The 19625-nt window shown below is 57.2% G+C and carries 20 protein-coding genes; 3 read left to right on the forward strand and 17 right to left on the reverse strand.

Annotated elements, in window-relative coordinates; genetic code table 11:
* Positions 1–7: 7 nt before the first annotated feature.
* The 15 genes from phnO to P349_RS02825 all read right to left on the reverse strand — a co-directional run bounded on the left by phnO (position 8) and on the right by P349_RS02825 (position 11061).
* On the reverse strand, positions 8–442 hold the full coding sequence (gene phnO, locus P349_RS02895; RefSeq protein WP_024906746.1) for an aminoalkylphosphonate N-acetyltransferase: 435 nt from the start codon (positions 440–442) through the stop codon (positions 8–10).
* Positions 435–986, reverse strand: coding sequence for a ribose 1,5-bisphosphokinase (phnN, locus tag P349_RS02890; RefSeq protein WP_090420717.1), 552 nt, complete (start codon positions 984–986; stop codon positions 435–437). Before phnN ends, phnO begins: the two co-directional genes overlap by 8 nt.
* A complete protein-coding gene (gene phnM, locus P349_RS02885) occupies positions 983–2119 on the reverse strand; it encodes an alpha-D-ribose 1-methylphosphonate 5-triphosphate diphosphatase (protein ID WP_032650640.1) in 1137 nt (378 codons plus the stop codon). The genes phnN and phnM overlap by 4 nt, the downstream gene beginning before the upstream one ends.
* Positions 2116–2796 carry a phosphonate C-P lyase system protein PhnL gene (phnL, locus tag P349_RS02880; protein WP_032650642.1) on the reverse strand — a complete coding sequence of 227 codons (681 nt, stop codon included), beginning with the start codon at positions 2794–2796 and terminating at the stop codon, positions 2116–2118. Before phnL ends, phnM begins: the two co-directional genes overlap by 4 nt.
* A 106-nt stretch (positions 2797–2902) precedes the next feature.
* On the reverse strand, positions 2903–3658 hold the full coding sequence (gene phnK / locus P349_RS02875; protein WP_032650643.1) for a phosphonate C-P lyase system protein PhnK: 756 nt from the start codon (positions 3656–3658) through the stop codon (positions 2903–2905).
* Positions 3655–4500, reverse strand: coding sequence for an alpha-D-ribose 1-methylphosphonate 5-phosphate C-P-lyase PhnJ (locus P349_RS02870; protein ID WP_032650644.1), 846 nt, complete (start codon positions 4498–4500; stop codon positions 3655–3657). Before P349_RS02870 ends, phnK begins: the two co-directional genes overlap by 4 nt.
* Entirely contained in the window at positions 4493–5557 is a 1065-nt protein-coding gene (locus P349_RS02865) for a carbon-phosphorus lyase complex subunit PhnI (RefSeq protein ID WP_032650646.1), read from the reverse strand. The genes P349_RS02870 and P349_RS02865 overlap by 8 nt, the downstream gene beginning before the upstream one ends.
* Positions 5557–6141 carry a phosphonate C-P lyase system protein PhnH gene (phnH, locus tag P349_RS02860; RefSeq protein WP_032650648.1) on the reverse strand — a complete coding sequence of 195 codons (585 nt, stop codon included), beginning with the start codon at positions 6139–6141 and terminating at the stop codon, positions 5557–5559. The genes P349_RS02865 and phnH overlap by 1 nt, the downstream gene beginning before the upstream one ends.
* The gene (phnG, locus tag P349_RS02855) at positions 6138–6590 is read right to left on the reverse strand and encodes a phosphonate C-P lyase system protein PhnG (RefSeq protein WP_032650652.1); all 453 of its coding nucleotides are present in this window, start codon (positions 6588–6590) and stop codon (positions 6138–6140) included. Before phnG ends, phnH begins: the two co-directional genes overlap by 4 nt.
* A complete protein-coding gene (gene phnF, locus P349_RS02850; protein WP_032650653.1) occupies positions 6591–7316 on the reverse strand; it encodes a phosphonate metabolism transcriptional regulator PhnF in 726 nt (241 codons plus the stop codon).
* A gap of 20 nt (positions 7317–7336) precedes the next feature.
* A complete protein-coding gene (phnE, locus tag P349_RS02845) occupies positions 7337–8116 on the reverse strand; it encodes a phosphonate ABC transporter, permease protein PhnE (protein WP_023334213.1) in 780 nt (259 codons plus the stop codon).
* A gap of 126 nt (positions 8117–8242) precedes the next feature.
* On the reverse strand, positions 8243–9259 hold the full coding sequence (gene phnD / locus P349_RS02840; protein ID WP_024906756.1) for a phosphonate ABC transporter substrate-binding protein: 1017 nt from the start codon (positions 9257–9259) through the stop codon (positions 8243–8245).
* Positions 9260–9283: 24 nt separating this feature from the next.
* Entirely contained in the window at positions 9284–10072 is a 789-nt protein-coding gene (gene phnC / locus P349_RS02835) for a phosphonate ABC transporter ATP-binding protein (protein WP_032650654.1), read from the reverse strand.
* A gap of 135 nt (positions 10073–10207) precedes the next feature.
* Positions 10208–10645, reverse strand: a complete 438-nt coding sequence (gene yjdN, locus P349_RS02830) for a VOC family metalloprotein YjdN (RefSeq protein WP_024906758.1) — start codon at positions 10643–10645, stop codon at positions 10208–10210.
* A gap of 80 nt (positions 10646–10725) precedes the next feature.
* Positions 10726–11061 (reverse strand): zinc ribbon domain-containing protein YjdM, encoded by a 336-nt coding sequence (locus P349_RS02825; protein ID WP_023310096.1) that lies wholly within the window; start codon positions 11059–11061, stop codon positions 10726–10728.
* A 596-nt stretch (positions 11062–11657) separates the two neighbouring features.
* Between P349_RS02825 and crfC the strand changes: the two genes are divergently transcribed.
* Positions 11658–14012: a clamp-binding protein CrfC gene (crfC, locus tag P349_RS02820; protein WP_032650655.1), complete on the forward strand. Its 2355-nt coding sequence runs from the start codon at positions 11658–11660 to the stop codon at positions 14010–14012.
* Complete coding sequence (locus P349_RS02815; protein ID WP_024906760.1) at positions 14009–14884, forward strand: diguanylate cyclase regulator RdcB family protein; 876 nt, start codon at positions 14009–14011, stop codon at positions 14882–14884. Before crfC ends, P349_RS02815 begins: the two co-directional genes overlap by 4 nt.
* A 55-nt stretch (positions 14885–14939) precedes the next feature.
* On the opposite strand, the gene kdgT is transcribed toward P349_RS02815, so the two are convergent.
* The gene (gene kdgT, locus P349_RS02810; RefSeq protein WP_024906761.1) at positions 14940–15932 is read right to left on the reverse strand and encodes a 2-keto-3-deoxygluconate transporter; all 993 of its coding nucleotides are present in this window, start codon (positions 15930–15932) and stop codon (positions 14940–14942) included.
* A gap of 649 nt (positions 15933–16581) precedes the next feature.
* Between kdgT and proP the strand changes: the two genes are divergently transcribed.
* Positions 16582–18084 (forward strand): glycine betaine/L-proline transporter ProP, encoded by a 1503-nt coding sequence (gene proP, locus P349_RS02805; RefSeq protein WP_024906762.1) that lies wholly within the window; start codon positions 16582–16584, stop codon positions 18082–18084.
* A gap of 33 nt (positions 18085–18117) precedes the next feature.
* On the opposite strand, the gene P349_RS02800 is transcribed toward proP, so the two are convergent.
* Complete coding sequence (locus P349_RS02800; protein ID WP_032650657.1) at positions 18118–19071, reverse strand: nickel/cobalt transporter; 954 nt, start codon at positions 19069–19071, stop codon at positions 18118–18120.
* Positions 19072–19625 lie beyond the last annotated feature (554 nt).

The raw sequence follows: 19625 nt of genomic DNA on the forward strand, positions 1-19625 counted from the left end.
CGCACCTCTACAGCGGTTTGGTGAATCGGAAATGGCTCTGCGTGTATCCTTCACGAACGTAAAAACGGTGCGCGTCTGTGCGCTTCACGCTGGTGGAAAGTTCGGTCAGCTCCGCGCCGGCCTGCCGTGCCACCTCTTCCGCCCAGGCCAGCAGCTGGCTGCCCACCTTTAACCCACGCGCCTGCGGCATCACCACCAGCTCCTGGATTTCGCCGATCCAGCGCGCGTGATGGAGGTGAAACTGCATGTGCAGGCCGATCATGCCGACAACATGTCCGCCCAGCTCGGCAAGCTGGTAGCGCATATTGTGATCCTGGAGGTTGGCAAGAAATCCGGCGTGGAACGCCTGATGGTCGAACTCTGCCTGTTTCAGTTCGCAGATCAGGGCATAGACAATCTGCGCATCGTCGGCAGTAGCGGGGCGAAGCTGGCAGTCAGGCATGCTGTTTCTCCTTCTGACGGATAAGCGATAAAAAGGTATCGACTGACTGTAGCAAACTTCCGTCGTTATTGAGGATGTGGCAGTCGGACGGGGCATAGCGGGCCGCACGCTCTAGCCGCTGATCGATCTCACGGGCTGATTCACGCCCCCGGCTCTGCAACCGGCTGCGCAGAACGTCCGGCGAAACCTGCAGACAGACCGGTAGCAGGGCTGCTCCATAGCGGGCGCGCGCCTGCGGAAGATGCGCCCGCGAGCCGTTAACCAGCACATCGAACCCCGCATGCAGCCACAGATCGGTCTCAATGCCGATCCCGTAGTAATAGCCGTTGGCATGCCAGCTCAGCGCCAGCAGGTTTTGCCCGGCACGGATGAAAAACTCCTGCTCGCTCAGGGCGATATGGTTTTCACTCCCTGCATTGGCCGCGCGGGTAATATAGCGGTGCGCCACCAGCAGCTGCGGATGTTCCCGCTGCCGTAAGGCGGACAGCAGGCTGTCCTTACCGGAACCTGAAGGCCCCATTAGCCAGATTAATCTCCCCATCAGAACACCCTTTTTCCCTGACGCCAGACGTGGTCGATATGAACGTGCTCGCCCTTACGGTGGGCGAGTACCAGGTCCGCACGTTTCCCTTCGGCAATTTCTCCGCGATCGTGAAGGTTAAGCGCCGAGGCCGGGTTTTTCGTCACCAGGCGAATCGCCTGCGGCAGCGTAAAGCGGTTGCCCTCGTCGTCGGCCACTCGGAACGCCGCATCCAGCAGGCTGGCGGGGTAGTAGTCGGACGAGAGGATATCCAGCAGGCCGAGGGAAGCGAGCTTGCTTGCCGCAACGTTGCCGGAGTGCGAGCCGCCGCGCACGATATTTGGCGCGCCCATCAGCACGTTCATGCCGTGCTTTCGGGAGGCTTCAGCCGCTTCAAACGTGGTGGGAAATTCGGCGATCACGCTGCCAAGCTGGTGGGATTCAAGCACGTGATCGTGCGTGGCGTCGTCATGGCTGGCCAGCGCGATATTGCGGTCCCGGCACATCGCCGCAATACTGAGACGGTTAGGCTGCGACCATTGTGCCGCAAGCGCCAGCTGCTCTTCCTCGTAGCGCGCCATCTCCGCATCGCTGAGAGAATATTTCCCCTGATAGTATTCGCGATACTTTTCAATGTTGGCGAACTGACGCTGTCCCGGCGAGTGATCCATCAGAGAGACCAGCGAGACCGGCTCGCGCCCGACCAGTTTTTCAAACAGCGGCAGGGTGGTGTGGTGCGGCAGCTCGCAGCGCAGGTGCAGACGGTGCTCGGCGCGGTTGAGGCCGCGTTTTTGCGTCTCCTCCACGGCGTTGATCATCTTCTCCAGGTTCTCCAGGCGATCGCCGCCGTCGCGCACGTCACCGATGGCCACCGCGTCCAGCACGGTAGTGATGCCGCTGGCGACCATCAGCGCGTCGTGGCTGCTCATGGCTGAATGGGCGGGCCAGTCCACCTTCGGACGCGGGGTGAAGAATTTGTCCAGATTGTCGGTATGCAGTTCAATCAGCCCCGGCAGCAGCCAGCCGCCGTCGCCGTCCATCGCTTCAGGGGTACGGCTTTGGGTTTCGGCAAAGGCGCGAATAACGCCTTCATGGACTTCAACCGAGCCATCAACGACTTCATTTTCCAGCACCAGCTTGACGTTATTGATAATCATGCGGGAGTCCCCATTGGGTGCAGTCTGTCCGCGACGCGGGTGCGAACGGTCTCGTCGTGGAAGATCCCGACGATCGCCGCCCCGCGCGCTTTGGCCTGTTCGATCAGCGCCACTACGGCCGCGCTGTTTTTATCGTCGAGCGAGGCGGTGGGCTCATCAAGCAGCAGAATCGGGTAGTCGACAATAAAGCCGCGGGCGATATTGACGCGCTGCTGCTCGCCGCCGGAAAAGGTCGACGGGGCGAGGTGCCACAGGCGCTCGGGCACGTTGAGGCGCGTCAGCAGGCTGGCGGCTTTGGCGGCGCAGGTTTCGCGCGGCACGCCGAGATCCAGCAGGGGCTGCATCACCACGTCCAGGGCGGAGATCCGCGGGATCACCCGCAGAAACTGGCTCACCCAGCCGATCGTCGAGCGCCGCACCTCCAGCACTTTACGCGCGGGGGCCTGTACCAGATCCACCCACTCATCATTGTGGCGAATGTGAATATGGCCTTCGTCGGGCAGATAGTTGGCATACAGGGAGCGCAGCAGGGTCGATTTTCCGCTGCCGGAGTGGCCGTGCAGCACCACGCATTCGCCGCGATTAACCTCCAGAGAGGCATTTTGCAGCACCGGCAGACGCACGCCGTTTTGCTGGTGGAGCACAAAGGTCTTACTTACGTTTTGTACTTGGATCATGTTGGCCTCGCGATTCGTTTTGCCGGGTGGCGGCTACGCCTTACCCGGCCTACAGGTGCTGTGTTCGTAGGCCGGGCAAGCGCAGCGCCACCCGGCAGCAGTAACCTCAGTTCTGCAACACGGACGACACCAGAAGCTGGGTGTACGGATGGTGGGGATCGTCGAGCACACGGTCGGTTAACCCACTTTCCACCACCTGACCCTGCTTCATCACCAGCAGACGGTCCGCCAGCAGGCGCGCGACGCCCAGATCGTGGGTGACAATGACCACCGCAAGGTTCAGATCTACCACCAGGCCGCGCAGCAGGTCGAGCAGGCGCGCCTGCACCGAGACGTCCAGCCCGCCGGTGGGTTCATCCATAAACACCAGCTTCGGGTGCGTGACCAGGTTGCGGGCGATCTGCAGGCGCTGCTGCATACCGCCGGAGAAGGTGGTGGGCAGGTCGTCGATGCGCGAGGCGGGGATTTCAACTTCTTCCAGCCAGTGCTGCGCCGTAGCGCGGATATTGCCGTAATGGCGCGCGCCGGTGGCCATCAGGCGTTCGCCGATGTTGCCGCCCGCCGAGACCTGACGGCGCAGGCCGTCCATCGGGTGCTGATGCACCACGCCCCACTCGGTGCGCAGCAGACGGCGGCGCTCGGCCTCGCTCATGCCGTAGAGGGAGTGTCCCTGATACAGGATCTCGCCGTGTTGCGGCGCGAGGCGCGCGGAGATGGACTTCAGCAGGGTGGTTTTGCCGGAGCCGGACTCGCCGACGATCCCCAGCACTTCGCCCGGCCACAGTTCGAACGACACGTCGCTAAAGCCTTTGCCCGGCGCGTAAAGGTGGGTCAGGTTGTTAACCGAAAGCAGCGGTTTCATTGGCCGTTCGCCTCGCTCTGTTGGCGGCAGAAATCGGTGTCGGAGCAGACAAACATCCGTTTGCCTGTGTCATCCAGCACCACTTCATCCAGATAGCTGTGTTTGGATCCGCAGATGGCGCATGGCTCGTCCCACTCCTGCACCGTAAACGGGTGATCGTCGAAATCCAGGCTTTCGACACGCGTGTAAGGCGGGACGGCGTAGATGCGTTTTTCACGCCCGGCGCCGAACAGCTGCAGGGCGGGCATCATGTCCATCTTCGGGTTATCGAATTTCGGGATCGGCGACGGATCCATGACGTAGCGCCCATTCACCTTCACCGGGTAGGCATAGGTGGTGGCGATATGGCCGAAGCGGGCAATATCCTCATACAGCTTCACCTGCATGACGCCGTACTCTTCCAGGGCATGCATGGTGCGGGTCTCCGTTTCGCGCGGCTCGATAAAGCGCAGCGGCTCCGGAATTGGCACCTGGAAAATCAAAATCTGATCTTCAGCGAGCGGGGTTTCCGGAATGCGGTGGCGGGTCTGGATCAGCGTCGCGTCTTCGGTTTTTTCGGTGGTCGCGACGCCCGTTACCCGCTGAAAGAAGTTGCGGATCGACACGGCGTTGGTGGTGTCGTCCGCGCCCTGGTCGATGACCTTCAGCACGTCCGCCTCGCCGATCACGCTGGCGGTGATCTGAATACCGCCCGTGCCCCAGCCGTAGGGCATCGGCATTTCGCGGCCGCCGAACGGCACCTGATAGCCCGGAATGGCCACCGCTTTTAAGATGGCGCGGCGGATCATGCGTTTGGTTTGCTCATCCAGATAGGCAAAGTTGTAGCCGCTTAAGTTAGCCATTGGCGCGCTCCCGTTGCAGGCGTTTCAGCAGTTCCAGTTCGGCCTGGAAATCGACGTAGTGCGGCAGCTTGAGGTGCGAGACAAAGCCCGCGGCCTCAACGTTATCCGCGTGGGCCAGCACGAACTCTTCGTCCTGCGCCGGGCCTGCAACGTGCTCGCCGTAGTCCGGTGCCTGCAGCGCACGGTCAACCAGCGCCATCGCCATGGCCTTGCGCTCGCCGAGGCCAAACACCAGCCCGTAGCCGCGGGTAAAGTGCGGGTCTTCATTTTCGGGCGCGACAAAACCGTTCACCATTTCGCATTCGGTCATCAGCAGTTCGCCGACGTTGACGGCAAATCCCAGCTCTTCCGGCACGATTTCGACGTCGATGTAGCCGCTGCGGATCTCAGCCGCAAACGGGTGGTTGCGCCCGTAGCCGCGCTGGGTGGAGTAGGCCAGCGCCAGCAGATAGCCTTCGTCGCCGCACATCAGCTGCTGCAGGCGGGACGATCGCGAGCACGGGTAAACCGGCGGCGTGCGGGTGATGTCATCCGGCTGCGCGTCTGAATCCTCTTCCACCTTCGCCAGACCCTGTTTCGCCAGCAGGCTAAAAACGTGCGGAGACGGTTCTTGTTCGGCGTCAGAGGTACTGAGCGGCGGGGTTTCGCCGTTCGCCAGCAGGGTAAAATCCAGCAGGCGGTGGGTGTAGTCACAGGTAGGGCCAAGCAGTTGGCCGCCGGGAATGTCTTTATAAACGGCAGAAATGCGGCGCTCCAGGCGCATCTCCGCCGTGTTCACCGGCTCGCTGACCGCCAGTTTGGCAAGCGTGGTGCGGTAGGCGCGCAGCAGGAAGATGGCTTCCACGTTATCGCCGCTGGCCTGCTTCAGGGCCAGCGCCGCCAGCTCGCGGTCGGCGATGCCACCTTCGGTCATCACGCGGTCGACGGCGAGATTAAGCTGCTGTTCAATCTGGGCGACGCGCAGCTCGGGCAGCTGTTCATCGCCCCGTCGTCTGTGCGCCTGCAGCGCATGGGCGGCGGCGATGGCCTTCTCGCCCCCTTTGACGGCAACGTACATCAGCACACCTCCACGTGGGTGGTCCGCGGGATCGCCAGCAGGCGCTCGCCGCAGGTCAGGATCAGGTCAATGCCCAGCGGGAACGGGTGCGGGCGCTCGGTCAGCTCGTGAATGATGCACTCCGGCAACTGCGGCGCGACCATGCGCTCGTCGGCGATGCCTGCCCCTGTGAGGCGCAGCATGCGGCCGCCGCTGAGGCTGGAGACCTGCAAAATCAGCGTGGCGCTGGTCTCCGGGGCGACGGCGGAGCCTTCGCTCAGGGCATTCAGCTGTTCATGGCTGATTTGCTCGTCGGCCACGGCAAAGACCGCCTGCCGGGGCTGATCGACCAGCGGTGCGCCGGTGTGAAAACGCAGGTTCTGGCTGGCGATATCGTTCGACAGCGCGCCCGAGAGCCACACCGGGGTGTCGTTATCGGCAAGCGTCAGCAGCACGCTGGTGGTCGCCAGGTTCAGCGGCAGCCAGCCCTGGGAGAGCTGATGCAGCGAGACGATCACGCCCGGCTCGCTCATGGCCTTCAGCAGGCGACGAAAACTGTGTTGGGCATCCTGGACGGCCAGGGTAAAAGCAGGTTGAAGCGTCATGCGTTGTCTCCGCGAACGAGCGTAAAGAAGTCGACCCGGCTGGTGTTCACTTCGGCCTGACGTGCGGCAATGCGCGCGGTGCGGTCGGCTTCCAGCGGGGCAATAAGGGTTTCCATCAGCGTCTGAAAATAGGGTTGTTCCTGTAAAAGCGCGTCGATCACCGCGCAGCGCTCGGCGTGGGCTTTGTCGCGCCCGAGCACGTAGCTGTATCCCAGCGTGCCGCTGTTCAGACGGATCGCCGCGCGGGTGAGGGTGGCGTCTCCGGCGAAAAAGCGCTCGCCGGTGCCGCCCATGCGCGCCTGGATCTGAACGAGGCCGATCTCCGGGGCGCGAAGGGTGTCGTAATCAGGTGCCAGACTAAGGGCGCTCATGCGGGCAGAGAGCGCGGCAGGCTGGCTTTGGGCCAGCACGCGCATCCAGCGCTGTCGGGTGGCGGTGTCGAAGTGCATTCAGTGCTCCATGGTGAATTCGATCATGTCGGCGCGGGTCAGGCTGACGGAGTATTCCGTCGCGTTGATCTCGCCGTCACGGTGGTTGAGGGTGCGCACGCAGAGCAGCGGGGCCATATTGGGAATTTCGAGCACCTTGCTCTCTTTCGCCTGCGCGCGACGGGCGCTGATGCGCGTCTGGGTGCGCTTGAGTGCAATGCCTGTCGCATCCTGAAGAAAATCATGCAGCGACCCGCTGGAGAAATTCTGCAGCACGGGCCAGAGGGCGAGGTCCGCGAAGTAGTGGTCTATCTGGCATACCGCCACGCCGTTGACCCGGCGCAGCGTGCGCAGGTGGATGACGTTATCGCCCTCCTGAATGCCCAGCGCGTCCGCCACGTGGCTGGAGGCCGGACGCAATACCGAGAGCAGCTTTTCGCTGGTCGGGTGGCTGCCCTGATCAAGCAGGTTCTGGCTAAAGCGCGCCTGGGCGTTAAGCGGGTAGTCGAACGGGCGCATCAGCACCAGCACGCCCACGCCCTGACGGCGCTGGACCCAGCCGCGCTCGACCAGCTGGTCAATGGCGCGGCGCAGGGTGTGTCGGTTCACCTCATAGCGGTCGGCAAGCTGCTGCTCGGCGGGGAGGTAGTCCCCGCAGCGGTAGTGCGTGCGTAGCTCCACTTCGAGCTTTGCCGCAATCTCTTGCCAGCGGGTGGGGTAACTGGTCGGATGTCTGGATAAGTGCATAGAAAACAGAGCCTCGCTTCTCAGATGAAGTGCTTACGCAAACGTTGAGAGAGGAAATCCAGCAGGCTGACGGTGACGATGATAAGCACCATCAGGGCGCAGGTTTGCTGGAACTGGAAACCGCGAATCGCTTCCCACAGGGTGACGCCAATCCCGCCTGCGCCGACCATGCCGACGACGGTGGCAGAGCGGACGTTGGACTCAAAGCGGTACAGGGAGTAGGAGATCAGCAGGGGCATTACCTGCGGCAGAACGCCGTAGAGGATCTCTTCGATTTTGTTGGCACCCGTTGCGCGGATGCCTTCCACCGGGCCGGGCTCGATGGCTTCGACCGCCTCGGAGAGCAGCTTGGAAAGCACGCCGGTGGTGTGGATGAACAGCGCCATTACGCCGGCGAACGGACCCAGGCCGACGGCGACCACGAACAGCATCGCAAAGACCATTTCGTTGATGGCGCGGCAGGCGTCCATCAGGCGACGCATGGGCTGATACACCCACCATGGCACGATGTTTTCGGCGCTCATCAGGCCAAACGGAATAGAGAGAACGACGGCCAGCGCGGTGCCCCAGACGGCGATTTGCAGAGTGACCGCCATTTCGCTGAGATAGTCCTGCCACTGGCTGAAGTCCGGCGGGAAGAAGTCGGCGGCGAAGGTCGCCATGTTGCCCGCGTCTTTGAAGAGCAGCAGCGGATCCATTTCCGCGCCCTTCCAGGAGATAACCAGCACCGCCAGCAGGATGGCCCAGCTAATGAGCGAGAACCAGCTGCGCTTTGGCGGTGGGAGGGTGATGGTTTGCATGTTGGCTCCTTTGGTTTATGTCCCCTCACCCCGACCCTCTCCCCAAAGGGGCGAGGGGGAAAAGACCGCACCGTGCAGTCCCCTCTCCCCTATGGGGAGAGGGTTAGGGTGAGGGGTGGAAAGGCACTACTGCACCGCTTTATTCACGCTGGTCATTGCACCAAGCGCGGCGGTCAGGCGGTCGAGGTCTTCAAGCTGGGCCTGAATCGCGGCCACTTTGCTGGTCTTCTCCTCGTCCTTCAGGCCTTTGTTGTCCTTCACGCCCTGCATCTCTTTAAACAGCGCCAGCTGGCGAATCGGGACCAGCTGCAGGTCGCTTGACGGGCGGAACGGTGCCCAGCCCAGACGTTCCAGGACCGCTTTCTCTTCCGGCGTTTTGCCATAGGTCATAAAGAAGTCGTACACCTTGTCCTTGGTGCTTTCGGACAGGTTTTTACGCCACACAATCGGGTCGCCGGGGATCAGCGGGGATTTCCAGATAACCTTGATCTCTTTCAGCTTGTCCGGTGCGGAGGTCTTCAGCTTGTCGAGGTTCTCGGTGTTGTTGGTGGCAACATCCACCTGCTTGTTGGCCACGGCCAGAGCGTTGGTTTCATGACTGGCGTTCACCGTGCGTTTGAAGTCGCTGGCGGAGGCGTTGTTTTTGGCGAAGACGTAGTAGCCAGGGACAAGGTAACCCGAGGTGGAGTTCGGATCGCCGTTGCCGAAGGTCAGCTCTTTGCGTTTGGCGAGCATGTCGTTGAGGTTGTTGATTGGGCTGTCTTTGTTGACGATCAGCACGCTCCAGTACCCTGGGGAGCCATCTGCCGCGACGGTCTGGGCAAAGACCTGGCCGTTCGCGCGGTCCACCGCTTCCATGGCGGAGAGGTTGCCGTACCAGGCGATGTCCACTTTGTTAAAGCGCATCCCCTGGATGATGCCCGCGTAGTCCGGGGCGAAGAAGGCGTTCACTTTGATCCCCAGCTTGGTTTCCATATCTTTCAGGAACGGTTCCCACTGAGGCTTCAGGTTCTGCTGTGATTCCGTCGAAATAATGCCGAAGTTCAGCGCTTTTTCCTGCTCTTGTGCATACGCCGGGCTTAGGAGGGTGCTGAGGCTGAACATGCTGGTAAAGGCCAGCGCGGCAACGGCTTTGTAGCTCATGTACTTTCCTCGGATCGGGTTTAATTAAGCAGCCTGCGCGTTCTCTTCGACGCGGTTAATGCTGCGGTAGAGATGGTCAAAACGTTCGTTATCAAACTGATGGCTCGCGCCATCAAAGAACACGTGTCCCTGACGCAGGGCGACAATGCGTTCGCAGTAGCGCAGGGCGTAATCCACCTGATGCAGCGTGACCACCACGGTAATGCCGTCGTTCTGGTTAATGTCGCGCAGGGTCTCCATCACGATGCGGGCGGACTCCGGGTCCAGCGAGGCAATGGGTTCGTCAGCAAGAATGATTTGCGCTTTCTGCATCAGGGCGCGGGCAATGGCGACGCGCTGCTGTTGTCCACCGGACAGTGTGGAAACGCGCTGGTGGGCGAAATGCGCCATGCCGACGCGGGTCAGCGCCTGTAAGGCTTCCTGCTTTTGGGAAGGGGAGAACCAGCGCAGGCAGGTGCGCCAGAACGGGGTGCTGCCAAGCGCGCCAATCAGCACGTTCTCCAGCACCGTCAGGCGGTTTACCAGGTTGAACTGCTGGAAGATGTAGCCCGTCTGGGCGCGGCTCTTACGGATATCGCTGGCGAGACGCCCCGCGCGCTGCACGGTATTGCCCAGCAGCTCGACGTGGCTTTCCGGCGTTTTATCGCAGATGATAAGGCCGCTTAAATGACGCAGAAGGGTGGATTTACCTGAACCAGATGGCCCGAGAAGCGCCACCATGTCGCCCTGATGGACGGTCAGATCAACGGCATGCAGAGCCTTATTGTGATTGAAGGTCTTGCTCAGTTTCTCGACGCGGATGACAGTTTGCATGTGCTGGGCCTCACGATAAATGTGGCCTCATGCTGGCGCATCAATGTGACATTTGGGTTAAGTCTGGGTTGCGGGAGTTTGAAGAGTTGAGCGGAGTTTGATGACAGGCGGAGGCAGAACGCCCCCGCCCGAAAATTAGTGCTGCTGTTTAACGACGTTAATCATCCACGGCACGCCGTATTTATCGGTGACTTTACCGAAACCGTGTGCCCAGAAGGTTTCCTGCCAGGCCATTTCGATATTCCCGCCCGCGGCGAGGTTGTCGAACCAGCGCTTGCCTTCATTGACGTCCTGGGTATCGAGTACCAGCGTGAAACCCGCGTACTGTGCGTTGCTGCCCGGCGGCATCCCGTCGCTCATCATGATATCGCTTCCCGCAATGCGGACGTTGGAGTGAGCGATAGCGGAATCCGGAAATTTCATACCGGACGGACAGCCTTCCTCGCTGTTATCGCTTTTTGGCATTTCGCCGAAGGTGATTTTATAGAGAGGCTCTGCGCCGACGGCTTGCTGGTAGAAGGCGGTGGCCTCTGCGCAGTTGCCGGCGAAAGAGATGTAGGGACTTAACGGCATAATCTTTACCTCACGTAAGAAAAGCCCATTAAGTGTAGTTCCCGAAAGCCCGGTAAGCGAAGCGCCACCGGGTGGGTAAATCAGTTCTTTTTCACGAACTCTGATTTCAGTTTCATCGGACCGAAGCCGTCAATTTTGCAGTCGATATTATGATCGCCTTCCACCAGACGGATATTCTTCACTTTGGTGCCAATCTTCAGCATGGAAGAACTGCCTTTCACTTTCAGGTCTTTAATCACGGTTACGCTGTCGCCGTCCGCCAGCAGATTGCCGTTCGCATCTTTTACGACAAGTGCATCAGCATCGTGTGATGGTTCGGCATCATTCCATTCGTGAGCACATTCCGGGCAGATGAACATGCCATTATCTTCATAGGTGTATTCGGAATTGCATTTCGGGCAGTGTGGGAGTGACATATCGGTATCCTCAAAAAGTGTAAACGCGCTGGAAGTGCCAGCTAAATGACGGCAGCGTGCCGAAAAAGGCGGCAAGTATAGCGCAAATCCACACGGTTGTCGGTGATATTGTGAATTAAAAAAGATGCAAAAAGCGTATCGGGAGTGACACTTCCTGTCAGTCAGTTAAGCGATGCTTACGTCATTAGCACGGTGGGAAAAAATTGATGCTAAATATATCGAATATTTTATTGCAGCAAATTGCTACGCCCCTTCATTTCGGATAAGGTGAAGCAACACATCGTTATTTATCTCCTGACCTCGCTGCCATACATATCTTTTGGCAGGGGCGTATTACCTCTCTTTTTAGATGGGTAAATAATGATGATATATCCTGAAGTTTCTTAAAATTGGGCTACGCTTTTTTCTTTTGGCTGTCAGGCCAGGAGGAGAGCTTTACACGCCATGCAAGGATAGCGAATTATTTCTGATTATCATCAATCAGTTATATTTCGGCGAACATGTTTTCCACACGTGATCATATAAGCCTGAACAACATAATTAATACCAGTGGCTTAATAAAAGTAATAAATTTGCGTTAAGGAAAGTCTTTTATCATGCACACACAGACCATTTTTGAATTAAGCCAGGAAGCCGAGCGTTTGTTACAGCTCGCCCTGCAAAATCTTGATACGTTGAAATCAATGCCGGCTGCGATGCTGGAGAGCACAGCGGCTGCCATTACGGGTGAAAAGAACAACGTTTTACCTTTGCATTTTAGTGCGCGCGGTGTCGATGCACAGCAGGCGATGCTGAATAATGAATTACGGAAAATAACCCGGCTGGAAATGGTCCTGGCTATTGTAGGCACCATGAAAGCGGGAAAATCGACCACCATTAATGCGATTGTAGGGACCGAAGTGTTGCCGAACCGCAATCGTCCGATGACGGCGCTTCCCACCCTGATTCGGCACACGCCGGGTCAGAAGGACCCGGTGCTGCATTTTTCACATGCCTCGCCGATTGATGAATTGATTCAACTGCTCCAGAAAAAGCTATGCGATTACGATCGCGGGAAGCTGGCCCAGCATCTTGAAATTGATAAAGACATGAATACGCTGCTGGAGCGCATTGAAAAAGGAGAAGCTTTTGAGAAGCATCACCTTGGCGCGCAGCCGATATTTCATTGTCTGAAAAGCCTCAACGACCTGGTGAGACTTTCCCAGGCGTTAGGTGTGGCGTTTCCGTTCTCTGAATATGCGGCTATCGAACATATTCCGGTCATTGAAGTGGAGTTCGTGCATCTTGCGGGTCTGGATGCTCATCTCGGACAGCTGACGCTGCTCGATACGCCCGGGCCGAATGAGGCCGGACAGCCACATCTGCAAAAAATGCTCAACGAGCAATTGTCCCGTGCGTCGGCGGTGCTGGCCGTGATGGATTATACCCAGCTTAAATCCATCTCTGATGAAGAAGTTCGCCAGGCCATTTCCGCTGCGGGAAAATCAGTGCCGTTGTATGCGCTGGTCAATAAATTCGATCAGAAAGATCGCAATAGCGACGATGAAGAGCAGGTCCGGGCGATGATCTCCGGTACCTTAATGAAGGGCAATATTTCGCCTGGCCAGATCTACCCCGTTTCATCCATGTGGGCATATCTGGCGAACCGCGCGCGCTACGAGATGAGTACCCACGGACAGCTGCCGGATCATCAGGATCAGCCCTGGGTGCAGGATTTTGCCGAGGCTGCGCTTGGACGTCGCTGGCGCACGGCGGACCTGGACGATATCGATCATATTCGTCATTCTGCCGATTTGCTCTGGGAAGATTCGCTGTTTGAACAACCCATACGCAAATTGATTTACGCCGCCTATGCCAATGCCTCGCTATACGCGCTGCGTTCGGCTTCGCATAAGCTCCTTAATTACGCACAAAATGCCCGGGAGTACCTCGACTTCCGCTATCAGGGTCTGACGGTTGCCTTTGAGGCGCTGGAATTGAATATTGCACGTCTGGAAGAGGACACGGCGCTTCTTCAGACGCGCCAGTGCGTCGTGAGCGATGAGGTGAAACATGAAGTTGAGGAGGCGCTGAACGCCACTGCGGACTTTATGGGGGCCCAAAAAATCGCGCTTAACCAGGCGATTGGCGAGGTGTTCAGCGCTCGGCATATTCTTGATCTGGCAGGCATCGATCGGCAGAACCCTCACGGTGGCGAGCCGCACGAGCTGAAGCAGCTGGTTCTGGACGATGAAGGGCAGGCGCAGATCGCGCTGAGTAAAATCCGCTCCTCCTGCGAGCTGGTGATGCTGGATGCGCAGACGAAGATTTGCCGGGAACTGGCGTTACGCTTCGACCAGCTTGAGTCTACGCTGGCACGCTCCCTGAACGAAGCCATGCGCCCTATCGAAGCACGTATTAAAGAGCATCTGAGCCATGCGGGTTTTCGGGCGCGAATCAGTTTCCCGGCGTTTCAGGCGAGCCAGCTTAACTTCAATACGCGGGCGCTGTTTAACGATGCGATTGCGCAGGATGACAGTCAGGCAGACCCGCCATCAGGCGGGAGCAGCATGCGGGAAACGGTCTCTCGCTGGCTCAATAATCCGGGCTGGGGCTGGGATGAGTATGTGGAAACGCGCACGCGCTATGTTATCGACATTGCGCAGCTACATGACAAATTTAAGCAACATATTGAGCAGTTTTGTGAACAAATACGTAAAGCTTTGTCCGCGCAGGTCGATGTCTCTGTTACGGCAGGAATGGCAACGTTCTTTGCAGAATTTTCGTTGTGCCTGACCGGGTTACAGGAAAGCTTGCGTGATAGCCTCGCAGTGCGTCAACAGAATGAGCATTCAACCCGAGCGCTCTGCCAGTTGTTGAAGCAAAGTATCACTACTGCGACGTGGATACAGGAAGATACCCGACTGTTACGCGATGATATTCAAACTCTATTCGCGGCAGAGCAACCATGACAACACCACTACTGGACGGTCCCGGGCGAACGCTGGAGTGTATTAATCCAAAATTTATGGTCGATCTGGTGCAGGGGGGAGACGCGGCGCGTCATCCTCACCTGGGACCACAGCAGCTTCAGTTTCGTGAGCGTTTGACGCAGGAAATCATGACGCATACCCGGCTCCGCCCCTGGGCGATGGCGGGGATGCTCAATGAAAATGCGGGGCTGCGCCTTGGGCTGGCGGAAAAACTGGCCGGCATGCTTGATCCGGGTCATCTCGCGCTGACGCTGATGGCTGAGAAGCTGATTGCTTTGCGCCAGCAGACTCACCCGCGCGCCCCGCAATCCCCTGGGCTGATGCAGCAATACGGTGAACTCGCTTCTCATTTTACCCAACGCGCAGCCTATAAAGAGAAGGCGTTGACCCAGCGCGGGCTCACGGTGCAGGCGGGCGAGCACAGCGAGCAGATTTTCACCCGCTGGCGGGCCGGGCACTATGATGGCTGGTCCCTGGCCGGGCGCTGTTTTATTGTCCTGGAAGAGCTGCGCTGGGGGGCATTTGGTGATGCATGCCGCCTCGCGAATGAAGATGTAGCGGCAATGCTTAAGGATAACCTGCGCAGCATGGCGGCTAACTATCTGGCGCAGGGCATTAATGCGTCACCCACGACCCGCCATTTCTATCACCAGTGGCTGACAACGCCGGCCTCTCCGGGTTTAATCGATCATAAAGACATGCTGGGGTGGCTGGGGGACTGGTGTCAGGCGGATCAACATCCGGTGAGCTGGTCAGTCACGCAAAACTGGCAGACCGTCGCGCTGGGTATGCCAAGGCTCTGTTCGGCAAAACGGCTGGTTGACGGGATGGTGGAAGAGATTTTTGGGTAAACCCCTCACCCTGACCCTCTCCCCGCAGGGGAGGGGGAGGGTTTGGTGCGGTGTGTTAATGATTCATTTCTATTGGTTTCGGTTCAGGCTGGGCCTCTTGCATATTCCCGTAGCGTTTCGCATACAGCGCCGTGATGATTGGCACCAGAATCGCGGTGACAATGACGCTGGCGGCAACCAGCGCCGTCGCTGAAGCGGCCACCGGTTCAAAGGCCGGGTTAATCTGGGCAATAATCACCGGGTTTGCGACGGCAGCCCCTGCGGCTGAAGAGGCGGCGACGCCGGCCGTGCCGTTTCCTCCTCCGATCACGCGGTCGGCAATGATCAGCGGAATACCGGTAATGACGATCACGGCGACCCCCAGCACAATACCCAGCAGGCCGGTATCGAGGATAACCTTCAGATTAATGGTGTTCCCCAGTGCGAAGCCGAAGAACGGGATCAGCACCGGCGTGGCTTTGCTGAAGAAATCACGCAGATCGTGATCGAGATTGCCAAGGGCAAAGCCGATCAGGAAGGGCAGGATCGCGCCGACAAAGTGGTGGGGTTCAAAAGAGGCCAGGCCAGCAGACCCCAGGATCAGCATCGTCATCAGCGGACCAGATTCCAGAGACATCAACACAAATGCGCCGGACTCTTCTTTCGTCCCATACTGGTTCATCAGGCTGGCGTACAATCCGCCGTTAGTCATATCCATCGCCGAGACAATCGCCAGGACCGATAATCCCGCGAAGAACCCGGTCTGAATTCCAGTCTCCGGGATGAACATCGCGCATATCATTGCTACCGCCCAGGCTACGGCTATTTTGGTTATCACCAGCGTGCCGGATTTCCGTATTACAGTACCTGTTGCCCGCAAATTAATGGATGCGCCGATACAAAAAAACCAGACGGCAAGAATCGGAACCGTGCCCGTTATCATGCCTTTTGTGAAACCGCCAAAATAAGCCCCGGTATCAGGGGCAAGGGTATTCAGGATGGCGCCCAGTACCAGCGGAACCAGCATCATACCGCCGGGTATGCGTTCTATCGTGGCTTTAATCTTCATGGACAAACCTCACATCGGATCCCGCAGGACGGGTGACAGGTGTTAAAAATTAGTCAATAAATTCAATTAATTGCTCTTGTCGTTTGCGGTGTTTTTTCGATAATCCTGCACGCATAATTAAATGTGTGCTCTCGATTAACCTCATTCTGTAAAACATAAAACGCTGAATTCTGATTTATCATGCGATCATTGGAATATCGATTCAATGAAAATAAAACATCGTTTTAGTTATCTTTGTCACATATTCAATGTAAAACCTGAGTCCGGTTCCTGTTGATGGAAATTTATGTAAATTTGATGTGAATTAACGTGGTTTGTTTTTCTGTTACGAAAGAAATAATGACGTGCGTGAGGATGCTCTTTAGGTAGGTTAAGGAAGTGCTTATTGGCACTCCTTGACAAAAATTTGACTGGGTTGACCGGACGCGAAAATATGTGTGAAGTTGATCACAAATATAAACGCTGGTAGGGTAAAAAGGTCATTAACTGCCCAGGCAGGCGTCAACAGGTTCGGTTGTATCGGCGTAAAACGTCAATGTAAGTAAACCTGCTACGCTTGAATAAGGCGATTCGCATGGAGCGGATCCCATGGTTCACAGAACGCAAACTGGACTGTGAAACAGACAGGGCCGAGTCAACGAGGATAGCTATGCTAAGAAGGAAAAAGATTAAACCCATCACGCTTCGCGACGTCACCATTATTGATGACGCAAAGCTGCGTAAAGCCATTACCGCAGCCTCGCTCGGTAATGCGATGGAATGGTTCGATTTTGGTGTCTACGGCTTTGTGGCCTATGCGTTAGGTAAAGTGTTTTTCCCCGGGGCCGATCCCAGCCTTCAGATGATTGCCGCACTGGGTACGTTCTCCGTTCCCTTCCTGATTCGCCCGCTGGGTGGACTGTTCTTCGGTATGCTCGGCGATAAATATGGTCGTCAGAAAATCCTTGCCATCACCATCGTCATTATGTCGATCAGTACATTCTGTATCGGCCTTATCCCGTCTTACGCCACCATCGGCATTTGGGCACCGATTCTGCTGCTGATTTGTAAGATGGCTCAGGGCTTCTCCGTGGGTGGTGAATACACCGGCGCTTCGATCTTTGTTGCCGAGTACTCCCCGGACCGTAAGCGCGGGTTTATGGGAAGCTGGCTGGACTTCGGCTCGATTGCCGGGTTTGTTCTGGGCGCGGGCGTGGTGGTGCTGATTTCAACCGTAGTGGGGGAAGCGAACTTCCTCGACTGGGGCTGGCGTATCCCGTTCTTCCTGGCACTGCCGCTGGGGATCATTGGTCTCTACCTGCGTCATGCGCTTGAAGAAACGCCTGCGTTCCAGCAGCACGTCGATAAGCTGGAACAGGGTGACCGCGAAGGGCTGCAGGATGGTCCGAAGGTATCGTTCAAAGAGATTGCCACTAAGCACTGGCGCAGCCTGCTGACCTGTATTGGCCTGGTGATTTCGACCAACGTGACCTACTACATGCTGCTGACCTACATGCCGAGCTATCTGTCGCATAACCTGCACTACTCGGAAGATCACGGTGTTTTGATTATTATCGCCATCATGGTCGGTATGCTGTTTGTGCAGCCGATTATGGGCCTGCTGAGTGACCGTTTTGGCCGTCGACCGTTCATTATTCTGGGCAGCGTTGCGCTGTTTGCGCTGGCAATCCCGGCATTTATTCTGATTAACAGCGATGTGCTGGGGCTGATTTTTGCCGGTCTGCTGATGCTGGCGGTGATCCTTAACTGCTTTATCGGGGTGATGGCCTCAACGCTGCCCGCGATGTTCCCGACCCACATTCGCTACAGCGCGCTGGCCGCGGCCTTTAACATCTCGGTGCTGATTGCCGGTCTGACCCCGACGCTTGCCGCCTCGCTGGTGGAGAGCACGCAGAACCTGATGATGCCGGCTTATTACCTGATGGTGATCGCGGTGATTGGTTTGATTACCGGTATTACCATGAAGGAGACGGCGAATCGTCCTCTGAAAGGCGCCACGCCTGCGGCATCGGATATTCAGGAAGCGAAAGAGATCCTGCGTGAGCACTACGATAACGTAGAGCAGAAGATTGAGGATATTGACGCAGAGATTGAAGAGCTGCAGAAAAAACGCTCCCGACTGGTGGACCAGCATCCACGCATCAACGAGTAATAAAAAAACCCGCCAACGGCGGGTTTTCTTTTATTAGCATCCGGCGGCGATGTAGTCGCCATTGGCACTGATGGGGATCACCGTCAGGAACAGCACCGTCGCGAACAGGATCAGGACTATCCCTCCGGCTATTTTGACTGCCGGTACCAGCCATCTTAATGAGGCGCTTTCTCCGAACCAGCTCACCGTGCGCTCGCGGGCGTAGCGTACTGCCAGTGAAAGCCCCACGATAGAAAGCGCGGTTCCCAAAGACATGGTCATGACTGCGGCCACCCCCCAGGTGACAATGCCCAGTGCGTTCGAAAACATCAGAATCATGATCGCTCCGCTGCACGGGCGTGCGCCAATTGCCAGAATGACACCCAGGCGTGTTTTCCAGTCGCTTTGTGTCAGGTTTGCCCCCACGCCATGATGACCGCAGCCACAGTGCTCATCGTGCTGATGAAGCGGTTTGATAGCTGAGATCGTTAACCTGTGTGGACGCAGGCTCTTCAGCGCCTGGTAAATAACAAACGCGCCAAATGCGCCAATAAGCACTGCGCTTATCTTTTCCACGTACCAGCGGCTGGTACTGATATCCCCTGAGGCGAGGTTAAACCCTATAGCCAGAATAAAGACAAAAAGAATGGCGCTGACGCCCTGCATCAGGCTACCCAGGAAGGGGACGACCCGGGCGGGCGGCTCGCTTTCCTTATTGGTGGTCAGATAGGTCGTCACGATGAACTTTCCGTGCCCGGGGCCAATGGCGTGGAGAACGCCATAAAGGAAAGCGCCCGTTAACAGCCATAATCCGCCGCTGTACTGGTGGTTATTAAGCTGCAGCAGATACATCACCAGATAACGGTGCAGCGTAATTTGTGTGGCGAGACACCACTGGATAAAAGCGTTCCAGTGCGCATGCAGGGTAAAACCGGCAAAGAGGATTGCCAGCAGCATCACTCCTGCTGTAGGGAGACGCCAGTCACGGGCGAGGCGTTGTGTGGTCATGAGGATGGGCCTGCACAGAGGAGAGTATTTGCCGCTAGTATAGTTGATCTTCCCGCTCAATTCGTAGGATCGCATCGCGATCCGCTCATGATTGTGGATAACTTTGTGCATAAAAGGGTATAAGGCGGGGTTTTGCTGGGGAATGCAGCAGTCAGTCATTTTTTTGCAACTTTTCGGTTGCGGTCGTTCGGGAACTCCCTATAATGCGCCTCCATCGACACGGCGGATGTGAATCACTTCACACAACAAGCGGTTCGGTTGAAGAGAAAAAATCCTGAAATAACGGGTTGACTCTGAAAGAGGAAAGCGTAATATACGCCACCTCGCAACGGTGAGCGAAAGCCGCGTTGCACTGCTCTTTAACAATTTATCAGACAATCTGTGTGGGCACTCAAAGTGACATGGATTCTTAACGTCCTCGGACAATAAATGAATACCAAGTCTCTGAGTGAACATACGTAATTCATTACGAAGTTTAATTCACGAGCATCAAACTTAAATTGAAGAGTTTGATCATGGCTCAGATTGAACGCTGGCGGCAGGCCTAACACATG

It is taken from the genome of Enterobacter sp. DC4 (assembly GCF_000568095.1).
Classification (GTDB): domain Bacteria; phylum Pseudomonadota; class Gammaproteobacteria; order Enterobacterales; family Enterobacteriaceae; genus Enterobacter; species Enterobacter pseudoroggenkampii.